The sequence below is a fragment of the Sporolactobacillus laevolacticus DSM 442 genome, assembly GCF_000497245.1.
Classification (GTDB): domain Bacteria; phylum Bacillota; class Bacilli; order Bacillales; family Sporolactobacillaceae; genus Sporolactobacillus; species Sporolactobacillus laevolacticus.
The window spans coordinates 11,873-30,445 of the sequence record NZ_AWTC01000013.1; the positions used below are offsets into that span (position 1 = coordinate 11,873).

The 18,573-nt window shown below is 42.0% G+C and carries 18 protein-coding genes; all 18 read right to left on the minus strand.

The window, feature by feature from the left end; genetic code table 11:
• Nucleotides 1-37: 37 nt before the first annotated feature.
• The 18 genes from P343_RS31030 to P343_RS31100 all read right to left on the minus strand — a co-directional run bounded on the left by P343_RS31030 (nucleotide 38) and on the right by P343_RS31100 (nucleotide 18,563).
• Nucleotides 38-478, minus strand: coding sequence for a hypothetical protein (locus tag P343_RS31030; RefSeq protein WP_023510761.1), 441 nt, complete (start codon nucleotides 476-478; stop codon nucleotides 38-40).
• Entirely contained in the window at nucleotides 478-4,029 is a 3,552-nt protein-coding gene (locus P343_RS36450; RefSeq protein ID WP_023510762.1) for a phage tail protein, read from the minus strand. Before P343_RS36450 ends, P343_RS31030 begins: the two co-directional genes overlap by 1 nt.
• Nucleotides 4,029-4,793, minus strand: a complete 765-nt coding sequence (locus tag P343_RS31035; RefSeq protein ID WP_023510763.1) for a phage tail domain-containing protein — start codon at nucleotides 4,791-4,793, stop codon at nucleotides 4,029-4,031. The genes P343_RS36450 and P343_RS31035 overlap by 1 nt, the downstream gene beginning before the upstream one ends.
• Complete coding sequence (locus tag P343_RS31040; protein WP_023510764.1) at nucleotides 4,793-9,697, minus strand: tape measure protein; 4,905 nt, start codon at nucleotides 9,695-9,697, stop codon at nucleotides 4,793-4,795. The genes P343_RS31035 and P343_RS31040 overlap by 1 nt, the downstream gene beginning before the upstream one ends.
• Before the next feature lie 3 nt (nucleotides 9,698-9,700).
• Entirely contained in the window at nucleotides 9,701-10,315 is a 615-nt protein-coding gene (locus P343_RS31045; protein ID WP_168371033.1) for a Gp15 family bacteriophage protein, read from the minus strand.
• 9 nt (nucleotides 10,316-10,324) lie between these two features.
• Nucleotides 10,325-10,750, minus strand: coding sequence for a hypothetical protein (locus tag P343_RS31050; RefSeq protein ID WP_023510766.1), 426 nt, complete (start codon nucleotides 10,748-10,750; stop codon nucleotides 10,325-10,327).
• Nucleotides 10,751-10,802: 52 nt separating this feature from the next.
• Entirely contained in the window at nucleotides 10,803-11,498 is a 696-nt protein-coding gene (locus P343_RS37335) for a phage tail tube protein (RefSeq protein WP_023510767.1), read from the minus strand.
• 11 nt (nucleotides 11,499-11,509) lie between these two features.
• The gene (locus P343_RS31055; protein ID WP_023510768.1) at nucleotides 11,510-11,929 is read right to left on the minus strand and encodes a phage tail terminator protein; all 420 of its coding nucleotides are present in this window, start codon (nucleotides 11,927-11,929) and stop codon (nucleotides 11,510-11,512) included.
• Nucleotides 11,913-12,275, minus strand: a complete 363-nt coding sequence (locus P343_RS31060) for a minor capsid protein (RefSeq protein ID WP_023510769.1) — start codon at nucleotides 12,273-12,275, stop codon at nucleotides 11,913-11,915. The genes P343_RS31055 and P343_RS31060 overlap by 17 nt, the downstream gene beginning before the upstream one ends.
• Nucleotides 12,276-12,279: 4 nt before the next feature.
• A complete protein-coding gene (locus P343_RS31065) occupies nucleotides 12,280-12,651 on the minus strand; it encodes a putative minor capsid protein (protein WP_023510770.1) in 372 nt (123 codons plus the stop codon).
• Nucleotides 12,652-12,663: 12 nt separating this feature from the next.
• Nucleotides 12,664-13,104 carry a head-tail connector protein gene (locus P343_RS31070; protein WP_023510771.1) on the minus strand — a complete coding sequence of 147 codons (441 nt, stop codon included), beginning with the start codon at nucleotides 13,102-13,104 and terminating at the stop codon, nucleotides 12,664-12,666.
• 6 nt (nucleotides 13,105-13,110) lie between these two features.
• Nucleotides 13,111-13,392, minus strand: a complete 282-nt coding sequence (locus tag P343_RS31075) for a hypothetical protein (protein ID WP_023510772.1) — start codon at nucleotides 13,390-13,392, stop codon at nucleotides 13,111-13,113.
• A 14-nt stretch (nucleotides 13,393-13,406) separates the two neighbouring features.
• A complete protein-coding gene (locus P343_RS31080) occupies nucleotides 13,407-14,309 on the minus strand; it encodes a hypothetical protein (RefSeq protein WP_023510773.1) in 903 nt (300 codons plus the stop codon).
• A gap of 20 nt (nucleotides 14,310-14,329) precedes the next feature.
• Complete coding sequence (locus tag P343_RS31085) at nucleotides 14,330-14,914, minus strand: hypothetical protein (RefSeq protein WP_023510774.1); 585 nt, start codon at nucleotides 14,912-14,914, stop codon at nucleotides 14,330-14,332.
• A gap of 75 nt (nucleotides 14,915-14,989) precedes the next feature.
• On the minus strand, nucleotides 14,990-15,208 hold the full coding sequence (locus P343_RS31090) for a hypothetical protein (RefSeq protein ID WP_023510775.1): 219 nt from the start codon (nucleotides 15,206-15,208) through the stop codon (nucleotides 14,990-14,992).
• The gene (locus P343_RS0118980; RefSeq protein WP_023510776.1) at nucleotides 15,195-16,739 is read right to left on the minus strand and encodes a phage minor capsid protein; all 1,545 of its coding nucleotides are present in this window, start codon (nucleotides 16,737-16,739) and stop codon (nucleotides 15,195-15,197) included. Before P343_RS0118980 ends, P343_RS31090 begins: the two co-directional genes overlap by 14 nt.
• Entirely contained in the window at nucleotides 16,739-16,972 is a 234-nt protein-coding gene (locus P343_RS31095) for a hypothetical protein (protein ID WP_023510777.1), read from the minus strand. The genes P343_RS0118980 and P343_RS31095 overlap by 1 nt, the downstream gene beginning before the upstream one ends.
• A gap of 4 nt (nucleotides 16,973-16,976) precedes the next feature.
• Complete coding sequence (locus P343_RS31100; protein ID WP_023510778.1) at nucleotides 16,977-18,563, minus strand: phage portal protein; 1,587 nt, start codon at nucleotides 18,561-18,563, stop codon at nucleotides 16,977-16,979.
• Nucleotides 18,564-18,573 lie beyond the last annotated feature (10 nt).

Genomic DNA, 18,573 nt, shown 5'->3' on the forward strand with positions numbered 1-18,573 from the left:
AGTGATTCCTCCTAAAATTTTGTATTAAAAAAGCGCCTTATTTGGCGCTGTCTTTCTTCGATTCTGCTTTTTCAAATACTTCACACAGATAGTCGTAAATATCGGCTTCCTGTCCCGACAGCTCCTTATCACAATCATCAAGCACCTTTTTCACTGTCTGCAGCATAACTTGATTGTCGCCGCCATCAATTACACGTAGTTCCTCATAAAGTTCTTTCTTCGCTTTCGTAAAATGTTCCAGGTCTTTTACATCAAGCAACTCTTGTCCATTTTTCTCATAAGTTTTCGGATCTCCTTTTTCATCGAGGTTGCATTCCTCCTTTCGCATCTCCTTTTCACCATCTAAGAAATCAGCAAGCTTTTCCTGGAGCAATTTAATAAACTTTGTCCGATGCCGAGACTGTTGACCTTTAAGAGATAGTGAGTATAAAAGATTAATAGCCAGTGCTAGTTTTTGATTTTCGATTTTTATTTCCATTATGCTGCAGCTCCTTCGAGTAATGAGATTCGTGATTCAAGTTCTGCTATTTTCAAGACGTCTTGTTGGTGTAATTTAGTGAGTTCCTGGATTGATTTGATTGCGATAAATATTGAAGAATAAAGATTAACTCCTTGCCGGTTATAATCAATAAATTCATCTGGTAGATTATAGCCTTCGCCTATGATCGCACCATATATTTCCTTAATTTGACCAGACTCTATTTGACTTTTGTACTTGAATTTGTAGACATCAAGTGAATTGATAAGGGAAAGACCGATGTTATCATCAAGTGCAGTTATATCGGTTTTTAATTCTACACGTGATGTATTTACGAAACCATGTTGTGAATACATAGTTCCGCTTGTTTCTACTACAGTGGGACTCATATGGGATTCGTTTCCATCCTCGCCATGAATCCTAATGCCATCAAACGGTTGTAAATGACTCCAGTTACCATAAATATCGGTTAAATCTACATAGCCACTGTGTATCCAAGCATCCCATTGGTTCGTATGCTGATGAAATCCATTGCCATCAAGCCACGTCTCGTAACCATTAGCGTTCTGGTAGAAGCTAGAACCGACAATGTTAACACCTTGAATGGTTCCGTCAACGATTAAATTACCTCTCATTGCACGTCTAACCACAACATTTGTAGCCCACCATTGAGGAAAATTATCGAATTGATCGATTTGTACCCATACCCAAGCACGATAACACCCACTAGGGATTGTCAATATACCTTCGTTACTTCTATGCGTACCATCCCAATTATTAGTTCCTACTATCCATTGGACATTTCCGCCGTTGCCATCATCACAATGCAACCCAAGGTTGAAGTTGCCGTTCTTTGCTCCGCTACACCAACTAAAGAATGAGCAATAGAACTTCTCTCCCGGGGTTACTGCGAAATAGCTACCACAATGGCTGTCTCTTCCTTGAAAACAACCATAATATTTTGTAGGACTTCCTCCATCACCAGTACTTGTATATGCATAGCCTCCCCACCAACCATAGCCGTTCTCCATACCACTAGCATCTTGAAAATTTGGGTTAATACACAGATTCGTAAAATCCCCGACCATAATTTGTTGCGCTGTCACACTATTAGCTGCGATTCGGTCTGAACTAATTATTCCGCTTGTAATACTCTCGCCGTTAATCTGTGACCCTGTAATTGTTGTACCAGTTATATTTACACCAGTTATATTACCTGCTGTCACGTTCCCTAAATCAGCTGCTATCGCAGACAACTGTGCCACGTTTAATTTTGTCGCGCTGACACTCTCAATCATGGCATCAGTAATTACTGCGTTATCGATCGTCGTCTGTCCGGTGATATGAACTTTATTGCCAGCGATCAGGATAGATTCAGTACTGACATTGATCTGATTGATTACGTCGTCTTTGCTGACGCGCAGATTGATGTCGTTCGCAAGCTGTGTAATCTGCGATTGAGTTGCTGTGTCAGCTGGTGCTAGCAACCAATCAGTGGCTTTATTCCCTTCTTGTATCTGAATGAGGGCTATGTCAATGTCAGTAAATCCGCCCATTGTTATGCGAATGCCTATCCCGCCATCTGTTGTTATAACCGTCAAAGTTGCGCGATGCCAGTTTCCATCTTTTACGAACGACGAGAAGCCACTAAGACCAGTATTTGCCGCGTAATTAGTCAAGAACGGAATACCGTTTGCTGCTCCGTAGCTTGGTTGGCTTGAGGCTATACGGTAATAAAGTGATACCGTGTACGTACGGCTCGTTTCTAATACGAATTTTTTAGATATTCCCTTGTCAGTTCCTGTTCCAGATGCCGTAATATGATAAGTTGGTTGACCATTAAACGTATCAGTGTTTTTAGTCGCTGTGATACTCCCCGTGGATCCTCCGAATAAAAAAGATGCCCATCCATTTGCGGTCGAAAAATCCGTAGACTTTGACGCAAGGTTCTGGCCACCAATCTGCAAATTGTTAAGATTATTTTGTACAGCAGTTATGCTACTTGTTAAGCTGCTACTCGTCGCCGTTAATGCCGTCTGTGTCGCGTAAGTATTTGCGGCATCTGTTTTTGTCAACAGAGTTGCAATTGTATTAGCTGTCTGCGCCGTGTAACTGTTGTAGGTTGATGTATCAACTTTATTAGATACTTGCGTCGACAAACCATTAACGGTTTGAGTCAGTGTAACAACGCTCTGATTCGCGTCGTCTGCTGCGCTCTGTGCTGAGTTCGCTGTATTGATCGCTTGCTGTGCCTGTGTAATCGCATTACCAGCCTGGCTAATTGCCGCATTTGCCTGATTAACGGCATTTGTCGCATCTTGCTGTGCTTGAGCAACTGATTGATCCACGCCATTTATATCAATGTCTGTAACCCACGACAAACCATTCCATGACTTAATAGCGATTGTATCGTTATCGTTATCCGTAACATACCAACTATCTCCAACCTTCGGATCGATAGGTTGATCTTGTCCTCGATAAATTGTACTTTTACCGTCGGCAGAAGCGTAGGCTGCATCAGCTTTAGAATTTGCTGATCTCGCAATAATGACCGCGGTATTGGCAGTTTTATTCGCAAAGATAATTGAATCCGTTCCACGTGTTAATACATTTCCAAGTGTATAAACAGGGGGAGTATTAGGATCAGCATAATCTTTGATCTCGACTACGCGAATAGATGCGTTAATACCCCAAGGATCGATTTTCACGAAGCAATAATCGCCAAGCTGGATATCTTGGATGCCCATTTTCTTAACTTGTGTGTAGTTAAATGACAAGCTAATTGGAATGGAATCATTTAAGGCTGCTTTTGCTTGATTCATCAGTGTGTCATTATCAAAACAATTGTCATCCGTCACTGGATTCGCAGCCTTGATCCCATATACAGATGCTAGTGGGCTTGTATACTCAATCTGAGCGGCGTACGTTCCATCTTCGTATTGATGACCGAAAGCACGGATATACGTCCGCAAAGACGATGTATCAATCGTATTCGTTGGACTCACAAGATTCATTTTGTATCTAAACTGATTGTCTGTTTTTCGGGCAATTTGCTGTGCAATGATTATTTGATTTCCATTCACCGCGAATTCAGTTCCAAAGTCGGTCATTACTTGCTGAAACAAGGAAAGCGAATCACTATTTCCGAAGCTATTTGCTGCAAAAGTTGCTGCAATTCCGTTCGTGTCAACAGAATGAGAATAACCTGTTCCAGCTAGACAATAATCGAGCATCTGCTGTATGGAAAGATCACCTGATGTAGTTGTATATATGAAGTTGCTGTCCAGATCTTCGAAAAATTTACTGATCGCCGTGCATTGTATCTGATTGGGAAGGTTTTTTGTGACCTGCTTAATCACGTATTCTTCATCAAGATAACCGAATACACATTGATTCTGTAATAGACTAAACGCATGTTGATTTTTTTGTGTGAGATAGACCGTTACTGTCAGCTGTTTAGTCCCGTCTGTTCGTACATCTCGCTCAACTATATAATCAGTTAATCTTTCCCTTGCACCAACCGGTGATCGAATATAAAGAGGTGTTAGCATTAAACACTACCTCCTAAAAATAATTGCGTAAATTGAAAATCAATTTCAAAGGGGCTTCCATAACCGGAAATAGAAAAAGTATTTTGTCCTTTTGCTAAACTGATCGATTGACCGTTACAGTTTCCGTAATCACTGACGCCATTTTTGAGCAGTTGGACGTTTTTGATGGTCAAAATATCATCTGAATTCATTGACGTATTGTACTGAAAAGATTCGCCGGTTGTAATATTGTTGATTGTTAGATTGTTTGACGGTCCTTTTACTGTAATTAAAAAATCCGGCTGGCTTGAGTCAGTCGGATCAATGGGTATATTGCCATTATTGGTGACGATGAACGGACTTCCTGTCTCTATTATGAGAACAGGATTAACATCCTCTGCAAATCCCCGGTAACAAGTAAACACAATTGTCGTATCACCATAAGGGCCCTTCTGAGCAAGATCGGAAAAAGATGTACATTTGACAAGCCATCGCTTGCTCGGATCCCTCATATCTGATATATAAAATTCTTCGTCACTGCGAAAAATTGAAAACACTTGATTGCGAAGGCTAGTATAAGCCGCGAAACTTGCAGGACGTATACGTACTGGCATGGTGATTGTCCGCTCGCCAAACGTTGTTTCTTGAACAACTAATCCGTTAGCTCCGGTTACTTGTGCCGTCACATGTCGATAATTTGGTGCTGAGACAATGAAATCTTGTGCCCATATGCCGAGAGGTTTCAAGTCATACTGTGTACCATCTAATCGTGTCACAAGTGGCATCAGTTATTCCTCCCTTGCATAAATTGGCGCATATTGATACGCTGCTGATTCATGATGTCAATTGGCATCTGAGTTGTACGTGCAACTTCTTTGCCATCATATTGCGTAACAACAGTTAATTGGACTGGACGATTATTTGTTTGTGTTGTAGTCGTCCCTTGATATATAGCCGGACCTCCTGCCATTGAGACAGTAGGAATGTTAATAGCCGGCATCATTTGCGCGGCCGACGAAACAAAGTTGCTAATACGATCCATAATGCCACTCGGTACGGCTGCTTTAGCCATTCGCTGTGCGGCCGCAGCCACGCTGTCGTGGGACTGATCAATGCCTTGCACCAATCCGGCACCAACATTCGCACCAACTTCATCGCGCATAACTTGAGAAGGTGAATGGATTTTCAGTGTTTTCTTAATGACATTCGTCATCGACTTGGCTATTTTATTCAGTTCATCATTGAGTGCCCCTTCTTGGCCTTTCAGACCTGAAATAATGCCCGTAACCGTATTTTTTCCAAGAGACATTCCGGCTTTTTTTACACTCTTAAGCGATTTGAGTTTAGCCACAAACGTATTTTTAGCGTCCTGAAGCTGTTTATCTGCTGATTTCTTCGCTGCATCAATCTCAGCTTGAGCAGATGCTTGTGCTGCTGCAATCTGTGCATCCGTGGAGTCTTTTTCGATTTGTAATTCTTTTGCTGCTTCATCGTTCGAAATTTGATGACGCTGATTCCACATATCCACGTATGTGCGTAACTCAGCATCTGACATTGTCGTTATGGCATGTATCTGACTTTCTGCCCCTATGCCAGCTGCTTTAAGTTCATCCATCATGCTCGATGGCAACTTATCACTTAAACTAGCCATATCGGACTGGTATGCTTGTAAATCATGAAGCGATTCTTGCATTTGATGTGTTAGGTCTTGCTTATAAGTCACTGATCCAGAATTATTATCAAAAATACCTCCGTATATATCGCTCTGCTTGCTCGACAAGTCACTATTGTACTGGTCTTGCAGCGTCTTGATATTGTTCTGAAGGTCTGAATTAATCGACTTTATTTTGTTGGTCAGGTCTATATTAATGGACTTGACTTTGTTCGCATAAGTTGTTGCCGCACTAGCAATGTCCTTATTAAGCGTATTTTGTGCCGTTGTAAATTGTTTTTGAGAGTTTGAAATATCAGTGTTAATCTTTCGCACAAGATCACTGTTGAGCTTATGATGTTTTTCAATCTCTTTAAGGTCAGCGACATATTTCGAACGGCTGATCTTACCTGTCTTATATTTCGTTTCAATGTTCTCAATCTGGTTTCGATAAGATTTTTGTCTTGCTGTTTCTCTTTTTTTAGCAGCCGTTTCTCGTTCGTGTTGGCGACGTTTCGCTTCATTCTCACGCTTTTTAGCTGATGACTCCGCCTTTTTCGATGCTGATTCTCTTTCACTAGACATTTTCTTTTCAGCAGCATGAATACTAAGCAGAACTGAGCGATGTTGTGCAGCAGTTAGCTTATATCTCTTTTCAATGCTTTCAAGTTCCTTGATATAGGTAGACGTGCCAATATGACCCATTGAATAATTGAACCGTGCTTTCTGAATAGCGGCCGTACCATTCGCATATTTAGGGAAGAAGTTTGTTAATGATGTGGTTCCCTTTGCATATCGCTTCGCACCGGTTGGGCCCCATCCTCCTGGCATGTTGATGTCACTCAACCAGTGGGAATCGTTGAACATAGCGAGCAGTTGATCAAGTCCACTGCGTATGTTTGTATGCCCTTTACGTTCCCAGTGGGAGAATGTAGAAGGAATGTATTGCAGAAGTCCAATTGCCGGATGACCAGCACGGCTATTCACGTCTTGTACCTTCTGCAAGACGGTTGGATCTCCGCCAGATTCCTTTTTGATTCTATTAATGATCGCTGACATTCCGGATCCATCTAACTTGATTCCTGACATACCAGCCGCGCGCTCTATAACTGGTTTCCATCGATCTATTTTTGATCCAGATGGATTATCAGCGCTACCCATAAGTTGCTTTTTAACCCAATTAACAGCATCCGAAGCAACTGTTTTTACTGTTCCTTCAGCCATCTTAGCAATATTCGGTGACAATCCAGACAAATTAGTAAATTTAGCAATGGCCGTATTCAACAATTTGGCTGGATGTGTAACCTCGTTCCAAAATCCTTCAGCACCCTTAGCAATCGAGTTCCATCCACCCTTAACGAAATCCATTGCACTACCGATCCATGTCCCTTTTGCAAACATTTTGGGCATAGACCCAAGCAATGCTTCTGTGGCATCGCCGCCTAAAATATCAACAGGGTCGGTGAAATTATAGAGCGTTGCCGTGTTTGGAGACATTTCTACCTGACCATCAGAGTGACGAATTAATTCGTTCTTGCCTGCTTCACCAACGATTGACAACCCGAACGCTTTACCACCAGTCGCAAACTTCGGCACTTTCCATGGTTTGATTGTTGGGGCATCTACTTTTTCGAGTACCCAATCAATGCCTTTTATAACGCCATTTACGCCTTTACCGATTCCGCTGACCATTCCATTTCCAATGTCAACGGCTCCTTTTTCAACATTTTTCCAACCATTATGAAGTGCCTTTCCAATTTTTCCTGGTAATTGTTCAAACCATTTGACAGTTTTATTTAGCCATCCACCGGTTAAATCATTCAGTACCTTGTATCCGGTATTGAAATAATTCTTTGCTGTTTTCATCGAATCGCCGGACAACTTTTTAATATCTCCACCGACTTTAGACCAGCGGCCATGAATAATATCTCCCCATGTGTCCGTATAGTCCTGTAGAACGTTATAGCCGCTTTTCATGGTCTTTTTAACGCCTGAGAACAGGTCTGAAAATACACCGTTTGTATGCTTGTTGAGCCACGAATTTTTATTTGCTATGGAATCCGCCATGCTGTCCCAATGTTTTTTCATTCCACTTACAAATTGGGATGTGTTTTTGCTAACCTCGCCCCATTTGTCTTTAAACCAATCTCCTAAACCCCCGAAAAACTTTTTAACGGATTTCCAATGGATAACCAGTTCTGATACCGCAATCACCAATAGTCCTATCCCTGTAATAATCCATCCAATCGGTGTCGCTTCAAGGCTTAAATTGAGTGCTGCACTGATTATTCCCCATAGTTTCATAGCCTTAATTACAGTCATAATTCCTAAAGCAAAGGCCGCGAAATCCTTTGGATCGCTGGCAATTAATTTCACAAGTGGCTTTAAAAGTGTTGCTGTAATCTTGAAAACATCACCTAGCAATTTAAAAGATGCAATTCCCGTTTCTTTAACCTCTCCAAAGAAATGTGCAATATCTTTGGCATGACTAGCGATATAATTACTAAATGACTTTATTCCTTTTGTTGCATCATCTGTAAACGTCCGCATACTCGAAGCTACGCTCTTTGAACCAAACACTTTACCAAATGCCTTGATGATTGTATTGGTTCCCTCTTCTGCAGCTTCACCCATACGCCTGAACTCTTTGTCTGATTCCTTGCTATTCATCCACTTCGAAATTGCGCCAAATAATCCAGACTTTGTGTTCATGAACGGTTTTTCAAAGTCACCCATCAAAGCAGGAACACGCGCTTTGACTATACGTTCCATTCCCCACATGGTTTTCATCATGTTGTCGGCAGCCATGCCGTATGTCTTATTGCCTAGCTTTTCAAATTGCTGAATGAATTCTTGTGCCGATATTCCTCCGGCACCAACCATCTGACGAAAGATAGCTTTTGATGCATCTGCTGTCGGACTTCCTGCGCCCTTAATTTCGAGCATCAAATTTTTATATTTCTTTTTGGTTATCTCGCCTGAGTCGAGCATACTTTTGAACTGTTCGGCAATTAGTTTCTTATTCCCGGCGAAGTGCTCCGCCATTTTTTCGGATAGCATCGGGAAATATGATTCGACTTGGTTCAGCATTTCAAGCGTCATTTTACCTGTCGCTAGTCCGTGAACCATGTCATTCGTGACATTGGTAAGTTGTGCACCAGATAGGTGAACGGTATCGCCCATGTTTTCCATCGCATGCGTCATTAACTCGGCTTCTTTGGCGTTAGAATGCAGGTGGTAAAAAGCTTGAGCCAGTTCGTCAGTTGTATTCGTTGCTTGTCCAGTTTTAACCGTAAGCTTGTTGATCATATCGACCATTTGTTGACCTTTAGTAGCAGATCCGGCCAGTGTCGTCCAACTCGCAAGCATGACCTGTTGTTCTTTGTTATATTCTGCGCCTAATCCGATTAGTTCCTTGACCTTATCCTTAACCACATCGAAGGCTTTGACAGCAGCCATTCCAATCATAGTACCAGCAATAACATCTTTCATGCTTAACCATGCATGTTTTGTCTTTTCCGTTGTATCATTTACTCGGCTTAATGCAGATCTTAATTTTCCCATTTTAGATGCATTGTCCTCAGCCGAAGAAGATGACTGTTTAAATATTGTTTTCAGATCGGAAACGCTAACACCATAATGCTTCGCAGCATTAGAAAGACTTATTAATTCTCCCTGTTGAGTACGCCAAATACCCGGTCCGTCTTCAAACGCCCCCTTAAAATCATTTGAAATTTTATCGGCTGTTTGCTTAGATATGGTAAGCATTTTATCTGCTATTTGCTTAACCGTTCCTGTCGCTTCATCTTTTGTGCTTATTTTTTGAACGACAGGTTCCTTAAAGGCACTTTTCACCTTATCTGATGTCTGCTTTGCTTGATTATCAACGGACTTAGCGTTCTTAGTAAAGTTTTTGTCCATCTGATCACCAGCACTGATGCCAAGTACCTTCAGTATTTCGTTAATAACCTTGGCATCCGACTGGATTTTTGACTTATCGCCTAGCTGGACATCAATAACGACCTGACCATCACTCATTTGTTACCCTCCCTTCTTTGCCATATTTACAAGCGATTTGAACATGCCGTCCATCGCTGCATCTTGTTCCTCAACAGATTGATTCTTATCAAGCGCATAGATTTGCTTGAGTTCCTGTAATCTTTCGCGCTCTTTTACTGAGTATTCATCATTTCCTGTTGGCAATTCTGCCGCTCGGATACCGATGATCTGTCTAAATTTCGTTTTATCACGCATGCCATTAAGCAATGCAACAAACTTTTCCCATCGCATAATGCCCTGTTGGTCCAGAAGATCGATCCCATATTCTTGCAAAAAAGACGCAAAGATAAACTCTGCGTCTTTGTCAAAGCTATAATATTGTTTCTGATCGGGGGGTTTTGCTGAACCGTCATTGGGCTCCTGCTTGCCTACAACATATTCATCGATGATACGTTGGACCGTATAAAGCTTTATTTTAATGTCCGTTTCGCAATCGACGACAAACATGTCAAATGCTATTTCAACTTTTCCTATATCGTCTATTGATTTGTCATTCATCAGATCATACCAGCGCAAGACGTTGTCAAAGCTTAAATCCAGATTGTAGGCGACCCCGTCTATTGTTATCGTGTCATCAAGCTTCTGCTTCAGGCTCAACATGAGACATCAGTGTTTCACATATTTGTGCTTGATGGCATTTAGCTTATTTTCATGCTCGCTGTTGCGTTTGGCTGATAGTGCCGTTGCCAGTTCCTCAACCTTGTCTGATAGATAATCCGTAGAACGACCACATTTTGCATAGATACGTTGGCCAGCTCCTTTACCAAAAAGCAAATCAAGGAATTCAATATTACCATTCTTGACGATTTCAAGCATTTGAACAGCCTTTTGAGCAAGTTCATCACCTGTTGTCTCGTCTTTTTCTTCAAGTTCTGTGTATTCTTTTTGACCAACTGTTATTTTTCTCCGCATTTTTTCATAAGCAGCAGTGTACTGCTTTTGCTTTGCATCAGAAAAGTCAATTTTGAATTCTTCACCGCCAAATCTTACCGTTTCAATTTGCCTATTTTGTTCTATGTCAATATTAATCAATTAAAATCTCTCCTTTCGGGTTATGTATGAAGGGGGCCGAAGCCCCCAAAAATTATGATGCAGCAGTTGTCTTAGATACAGGTGCAGAAAGTACAGATTCTTCGCCATTTTCATCAACAGCAGATACCTGATAACTGTATGACGTTGATACTGCAAGGCCGGTGTCTGTATAAGCGTTTGTAACAGGTGATGCTGCCAAAACACCATTACGGTAAACTTTGTAAGATGTAGCACCTGAAACAGCATTCCATGTGAGTGCAATGCTAGTTCCCGTTACTGTACCTGCAAGACCTGTCGGCGCAGCTAATCCAGAAGTAACAGTCGGAGCTCCATTGAAGTTCGATGTGAAGCTGAATGTTTCCTTCGCGTTTGCAGCACCGCCGGAAACGACAATCGCATTCAGCGTTACGCAACCAATAATGACGGTGCCATCTGGTCGAGTCCAACGCAGCAATGTTTTTACCGCATCACCAACAGCAAAGTCTTTGCTCGCGACATAATCCTGCGCAGCGTCACCTTCCAAACGGTTACCGGAGAAAGCGATTGAATAGTTCTTTCCGGTTACATCCGTATTTGAGAATCCGTTTCCGTCCAAATACGGCGTGTTGTCAGTCGTGTCACCGGCAGCTGGTGTAAATGTGTTGATACCGGCCGCTAGTCGTGCCCAGTTGGCTTCCGCGACTTGTGTGGGGTCTGTGTGGCCCAACGTGTCAATTTCAAATTTGTTTTTATAGTTCAAAGGGAACATTCTATCACTCCTTATTCATTTAGTAGTAATTCAATTTGATAGCTTGCAACATAGACATATCCGTGATCATCCTTCAACAGGAAGTTAGGTACGCTTGCTACTTGACCGTTGATAAAATAAAAAGAGCCATTTTGGCTCTTAATATCATCATCACTTAATCCGTCTACATATCTGCAGATAGATTGAAGTGTGTTTATAGCAGTCAATTGGCTTGTGTGACGAACGGTAATTTGAAAGGCATATGTTTTATCCCATTTACCATCCATACCGCATACAGCTTGTCCTATTGGCGTCAGCATGAATGCTATGCCGTTTGACGGCGTGCCATCAGCGGATACCGGGATGATCGGCACACTAATAGGTGCGAACAATCCGCAGTTTGCTTCCAATGCGTCAATCATCCGGTCTTGGAAATCAAGTTCTGTGCTCATTTAGATATTGATTCACCCCATCCCGTGCGACACTTACCCATTTATCTCCACGGTCTGCTTTTGCTCTTTCAAACCAAAGTCCGCCTGCCTGTGGATGAGTAGTCTGATCAAAATTATATTCTGGATGATAATACATCCTACGAGCATACTCAGTATCCCATACAATTTGACTATATCCAGGACTTGACTGAATAATTGACGATTTCATAAGATCGCCTTCGCGATAAGGGACATACTTATTGCTATCACCAAGGACTTGTTCATCTAGAGCATATTGAGCGAACTTATTTGCTCTGTTTACCTTACCGGCAATATCCCCAAGGTTGACATGTACTTTTACTACCATCTGATCACACCCTGTTCAATTGGCATTCATAGTGATGTACGCCACGGTCCGTCTGCAAAACTATGACCTTATCAATTTGATAAGTCAGGTCGTTAAATACAATGTGATCCTTCTGCTTTGGAACAATCGACAAGTCTCGCTCGACACCGGAAATGACTTCATTTGATGTCTTAGTGTCGATATAGAGCATCGATGTGAAGTCTGTTGTCTCTGCTTTATTGCTGAATTTAATCTGTGACGAATCATCAACCCGAACATGCACGATTGTGACCGGATTAGTGTCATCCCAAGTGTCGTCATAGCGTTCGGATCCAGTGTAAGCCACATATTGAACCATGTTCGGTAACAATATAGGCGGTATTGGTTGAATTAGCATCACATCACCGCCTTAGTCATAATTCCATCCATAACCGTAGCGTCCGGTCCATGTGCGATCACGAATTTCTAGTCCGGCATACATCAATCCGGTTGGTTCAAGGTATTGCCGTGCGACATCAGATTGTAACTGTGTCCGCGTGGACTGGTCACTTGTTGGCATCTGGTAATGGAAACCACCGATTGAAGCTGACTGTACGGTCTGCATGCCAGCCTCGGAATGTGCACCAATTTCATAAAAGTACTCCATTTGTGCACTGATCGCCATCAAGATTTTATTCTGTATGAATGTTGGCCATGTCGAAAAATCTTTTTGAGATAGCTTAAATTGTGTGATCTGATCCACGGTGCGCTCAGCAGCACAAGCAATCGCATTGAACTTGTCATCTTGAATAGGTGTTCCGCCGTATGTGCCATTGTAAAAATCAGCCGTTATCCATTGCGGTGTTGGCATAACTCATCACTTCTTTGCTGACTTGTCATCTTGCTTGCCGTCCGGACTTTCCTCTTGCTTTTTTTCATCAGATGCTGAAATGTCAGCTTTCAACTTAGACAGTTCATCTTGTACCTTCGCAAATTCGGCATAGGGAACTGTTTTCCGTTTTCCAGCTTTGACAAGTTCATAGCTTTTTCCATCTTCGGATAGCTTCACCTCGTCATAGCCTTCATTCAAATAAAAAACCTCGGAAGTATCCGGGGCATTAATCACTCTGTTATTTTTTTTGAAAATCAATGTCGCCATTGGTCAATCCCTCCTTATGCAGCCGGTGTGACGTTGAATTGAACAGCGCCAGAACGACGATCAAACAAGAATACATCGCAGTAGAACCGTTCGTAGTACAGGTATTTGCCTTTCGTATGTGCGCTCGGTTCTTCCATGTTCACAAATTCATATTTCATTGGAGAAAGCACGCAAGCTGGATGCACGAGTAGCATATTGATCTGTCCAGCGGTCGGATCAGTAGCAGCACCATTCGTGAAATTGTACAGTGTCTTCATGCGGTTCGAAGGTACAACAATGATATCAACATCATCAAGCGAATGTACTGCCCGGTTAACATTACCTGGATTCTGCGTCACATTTAAATACCTCTGCAACTCTTGTGACTCTTTCAGTGTCTTATTCATCTGCGGCGTTACATACAGCTGACGTCCTGCGTCTGGATATTCTGAATCATCCATTTTCAGCATCATCGCATCAAAGACGCTCAATGCGTTTGAAGTTGTGATTGCCGTATTGTCAATGCTTCCGGAACCGTCTTTAGCGATTTTTTCCGCGTATAGCTTCGAGATCATATAGTCATCGAGTTCTGGAACCTTGTGTTCCGTGTTGTAAACCTGCTGAATGTTGGCGATTGCGACAGCGAGATTCGTTTCATCAACGTCCATCGGATCAATAAGCGTTGAAAATTCACGATCGTGTGTGAGCGACTTTGTTTCAAAACTGTTGTCCACATTACGTGCAAACCCTGTGATCGTATCACGGTTGACATCTGTTGCACCCTGCGTGTCGATGTGTGGAATCTGCACGGTTTTTGCATTGATAAATTTAATTTGTGAGTTTGCCGGGCTATTCCACAGTGCACTGAACATCTGTGGTTTAAAGAATGCCTGAAAAAGTTGCTGATTGAATATTTCAGCATAATTTAATACTGCCATTGCATGACCACTTCCTTAAGTTAATTTTGTTGAATACCAAATGCTTTCAAAAATTGCTGTTTCAATGAATCCGGCGTTTTGTCACCGTCATATTGTTGCTGACCGACGAATCTTGGATGTCCAGGTTCAGCCGGTGGCGTCTGTTGTGCTCCAAAAATCGGATACTTTTGAAGAACACTGTCAATCGCTGCGCCGATATCCTCGGCTCCTTGAACCATTTTGATGACATCATCAACAGCATCAGCACGTACACCTTTGCCAAGTGCGGCAATCTTCGCATCAGAAATGGTTTGCGCAGATTTTGATGCCTCAAGTTGCTTTTTCAGTTCAGCAGTTTCATCTTGCAGGCGTTGTGATTCAGTTTTCTGGCTGTCTTGAAATTTTTTAAAATCTGCAAGGCTTTGCTTCGCCGAGTCTAGGCTCTCAACACCCAATTCTTTAAGAATGGATGATCGAATATCATCAGCTGATGGCTGTGGTGTTGGGTCTGCACCTCCTTTGTTTGAATTAGATGGTTGTGGATCACCTCCTCCCTGTGCTGGCTGTGGATCTGCTGGATCACCTTCCGCGAAATACTGAAGGTTCAATTTATACGGTTTGGGCATGTGAATCCTCCTTTGGGCATAAAAAATAAGCCGTTTAACGCCATGCTCAGGGCAAAATAAAAAGACCCGAAGGTCTTAGATTAATTCAAGCTTTTTAATTTCGTTTAGATTAAAGTTGTATCCATAATTCAACTTATCACTATCGTCAGGGATTAAGTTAATGCTCTCAATGAGATTGTCATCATCGTCAAGCTCTGGTACGTAATTGACCAGATCTCCGACCAATACGCTACCACTAGTGGTTGTTAGACGCACACGTTTATCAATATAAGGTTTTATCTCACTTAGATTCATCTTTGATCACCTTCGTTGGAAAAACATGCACGCCTGTTTTAGAATAGCGAATTTCAAAATTGCCGGTAGCGTGCTCATTGCCGTCCTTATCTACATAATAGCCTATTTGCTTGCCATTTTGTACGATTATCTCTTGATTCTTAAAATTAAGATGATCATCAACCATTAATTTGCCTGTTCCGGCATGTTTATTAATCAATTGCTGAACTTCTTCATCGTTAATCGTTAAGTAGCTTGGTCCGTAAGTACCCTTCGCAGAAAGCTTTTTCTTATATGCTTCATAAGCCGGATCACCAACCATGTGCCGTGCTTGTTTTTCGGGATTAATCTGTGTCGAAATTGCACCTGACTTAATCTTGTCACGTATCTGCTGTTGCTTCTTTGTCACATCATTTTGATGTTGTTTCAGCAATTCAGCATCAGGCTTGTGCATGATTTGCTCACGCTCATATCTGCGTGTTCGCCCTGTCTGTTTAATAAACTCGCGTAGTTGTGCTTGATTGTTTCTAACATCCGTATTTGCCTTAGCGATCCCTTTTTCATTATCCAGAGCCTTCATCATGTCAAGCTTTGTTTTTGACTTACGAACCTGACGTTCTAAATAGCGTTGCTGCTGTGATTGTGCATATACTGCAGCATTTTCTTTTTCCGGATAAGGATGATAGGTCATCTTGGTAACGCCAGGTATATAGGGATAGCTGATATGTCGGCAATTGCATCCAAACAGCCCAGCAGCCTTACCATAGCTTGTACTTGCAAGCGATGGATACTTGCTACTGTTTCCGTTTCGACTATAAATATGCCCTTGATATGGCGCACACAACGGACGTGCGCCAAGATGACTGCTGACCTCGATTAAATCCAAGTCATAACTGTCCATCCGAGACCACTGTGCTTGGTTCGCTACATTATTGCTTATTGTGCGTGTCACAAGCGGAATGTAACCTTCGATTGACCAATGATGACCGGCTTTATCTACAAGCGCCGGTATGCCCTTATCAGCCCATTCAGCAGACGAATCAGCTAATGCTTGCTGATGGGTTTTAAAGCCCGTCATGACACTAGCAACAGCCTTAGAAATGATGTCTCTGTATACCTGTTTACTATTTTGCAAGATTGACGAGTTAACAAGATTGATATTTTGTCGCGCTTGTCTCTGAAAGTTCAGCAATGTTGAAAAGATACGTGGATCTTCGTTAACTGGTGGCGCTGGCTTGATCTTTCCATCATCAGATAGCTTCTTCAAATATTTTTCCATGTCCTGAATGCTTTGTGTACCGCTGTTTTCGATTAATGCATTGATTTCCTGTTCAGCCACACCAGACATCGCGGAAATAAGCTTGATGACATCCTTATTCAGATCGCCGAGCGCTTGCAACTTCTCAAACTGCCATTTAAGGATATTATCTTTTGTGATATCCTTATCTGTTTTCAGACGTTCAGCAATGGCTTTTAGAATATCATTTTCCAGTTGTGAATAGATGCTAACGATCGGTTGAGACAGTTGGTTTAGTTGGAAAGGCGTGAGCATCAGTAACAGTCCATATCACTTAACAATAGAGTCTTTCCTGCTTCGAATAGCCCTAACGCTTGTAATTGATCTTGCTCTGAGTATCCATATTTTATTTCACCATCTTCCGTTTTCACACAAAATACGACGTTTTCAACAAGGCCTTCATTTATGGCTTTGATAAGGTTCTCTATGACCGATTTTGGTGTAATAATGCCTTCTTTTTCAGCCTTATAATCAAGAAAATTTTTCATATGATCACCTCGATTGTGCATCTGCATTTTCTATTCCGTATTCTGCCTTGCCCATGATTGCACTCATAATCGGTGGCTGTTGCTGTGCTGATTCTGCTTTTATCTTGCTCATCCACTCGTTTGCTTGATCTTCTGTAATGTCAAAGATACGCTGAATCGCTTCAACCTTCGGCATCAACTCGGCGGCAACAAGTGTGATATAAAAATTGGCGTTCTGTGTTCGATCCTCGGCAATGCTGTCATCAAAATCGACCGTCACTTCATAGTTATCATCACCCGGATTGGTGAAAATATCGTACAGGTCAGCAAGTTGTGCAATACAGTCAATTAAATCCTTAATTCCTTGTTCAATAAGCGTTTCATGACTGTTCTTTGTCCGAAATGTCTCCGAATTTTCGCTAACTACTTCTGTTGCTGTTTTTACTTGCTGACCATCAAAAGTAAACGTTCCTGGACTAAATCCTTGCTGCATAGACAGTAAGTCTAGTAATGAGTTAATTGCTTTGACGTGGTCATCAACTCGTAAGGCAACGGCCATGTCCTTTATTTGATCAGCTTCCATGTCGCCAGTAGCAACAGCCTGATAAACCTCGTCATCCGTGTCAAAATAGCGATGAACCTCTCCTGTTTTTGGATCATATATGGCTCTGATCGCTGATGCCGGAACGATGATACGACGCTTACCAAGTGAGAACTCACGCTGATATGAATCAAATGCAATGTCTAGAGTTTTCAGTGTATCGAGTGCATTGCCAAAAATGCTAATGCCTAGTGGTGATGATGTTTCAAAGTTGTTGGCGATATTTGGTTTGAAATAGACAAATAAAGGCCTTGTCAATCCTTGAATCGGAATGTCATCTTCCATATTTTCATAGAGCAATGACAAGGGCACTTTAACACCCAAGTCATCAGGACTCATGCTCTGATACAATTCATTGCGTATGTGGTAGGTGTCGCCGTCCCATGTATGCCATTCTAGATGTGTGTAGTACTTATCACCTTTACGCGTCATATCCATGAATACGCCAGCCGTTATGTCATCGTTATTGGATCCTACAGGTAGGAAGTTTTGTGCTGTCACCCAACTTATTTTAATCTTGCCATTGTCAACATATGGCTTGGCAACCATTCCGCCCATTGCGAACATGTATTCCAAATAGCGTTGGAACAACTTGTGAAAATGGTTGTCATCCAACACATCCATTACGTTCGCCGAAAACTGTTTAATTTCCGGAGTAGCATGTATATCTCCATTTTCGTCAGGTTGACCATTGATGGATCCAATATTTATCTGACATTTCTCGTTGAATACGAGTGATGCCATGCGTTCAGCAGACTTTTTCGGCATTTTAAGGGACGCACGTTTTCTGTGGTGCCGTTTACCAACTGCATCAATGTAAGATGTCTCATGATACGGTATGCCGTCATATTTACCGAGATAGCCACGATAAAGCGATCGCCAATCAAGGATACGATCGTACATCCATTGCGATTCAATAACAGCTGCAAATTGTGTCACGTTGTTGATTGTTGCAAGTAATCCCATGCGTGCTAACACCCCCTTTATCGCCGCTCCAATCTTGGCGAACATCGCACCACCT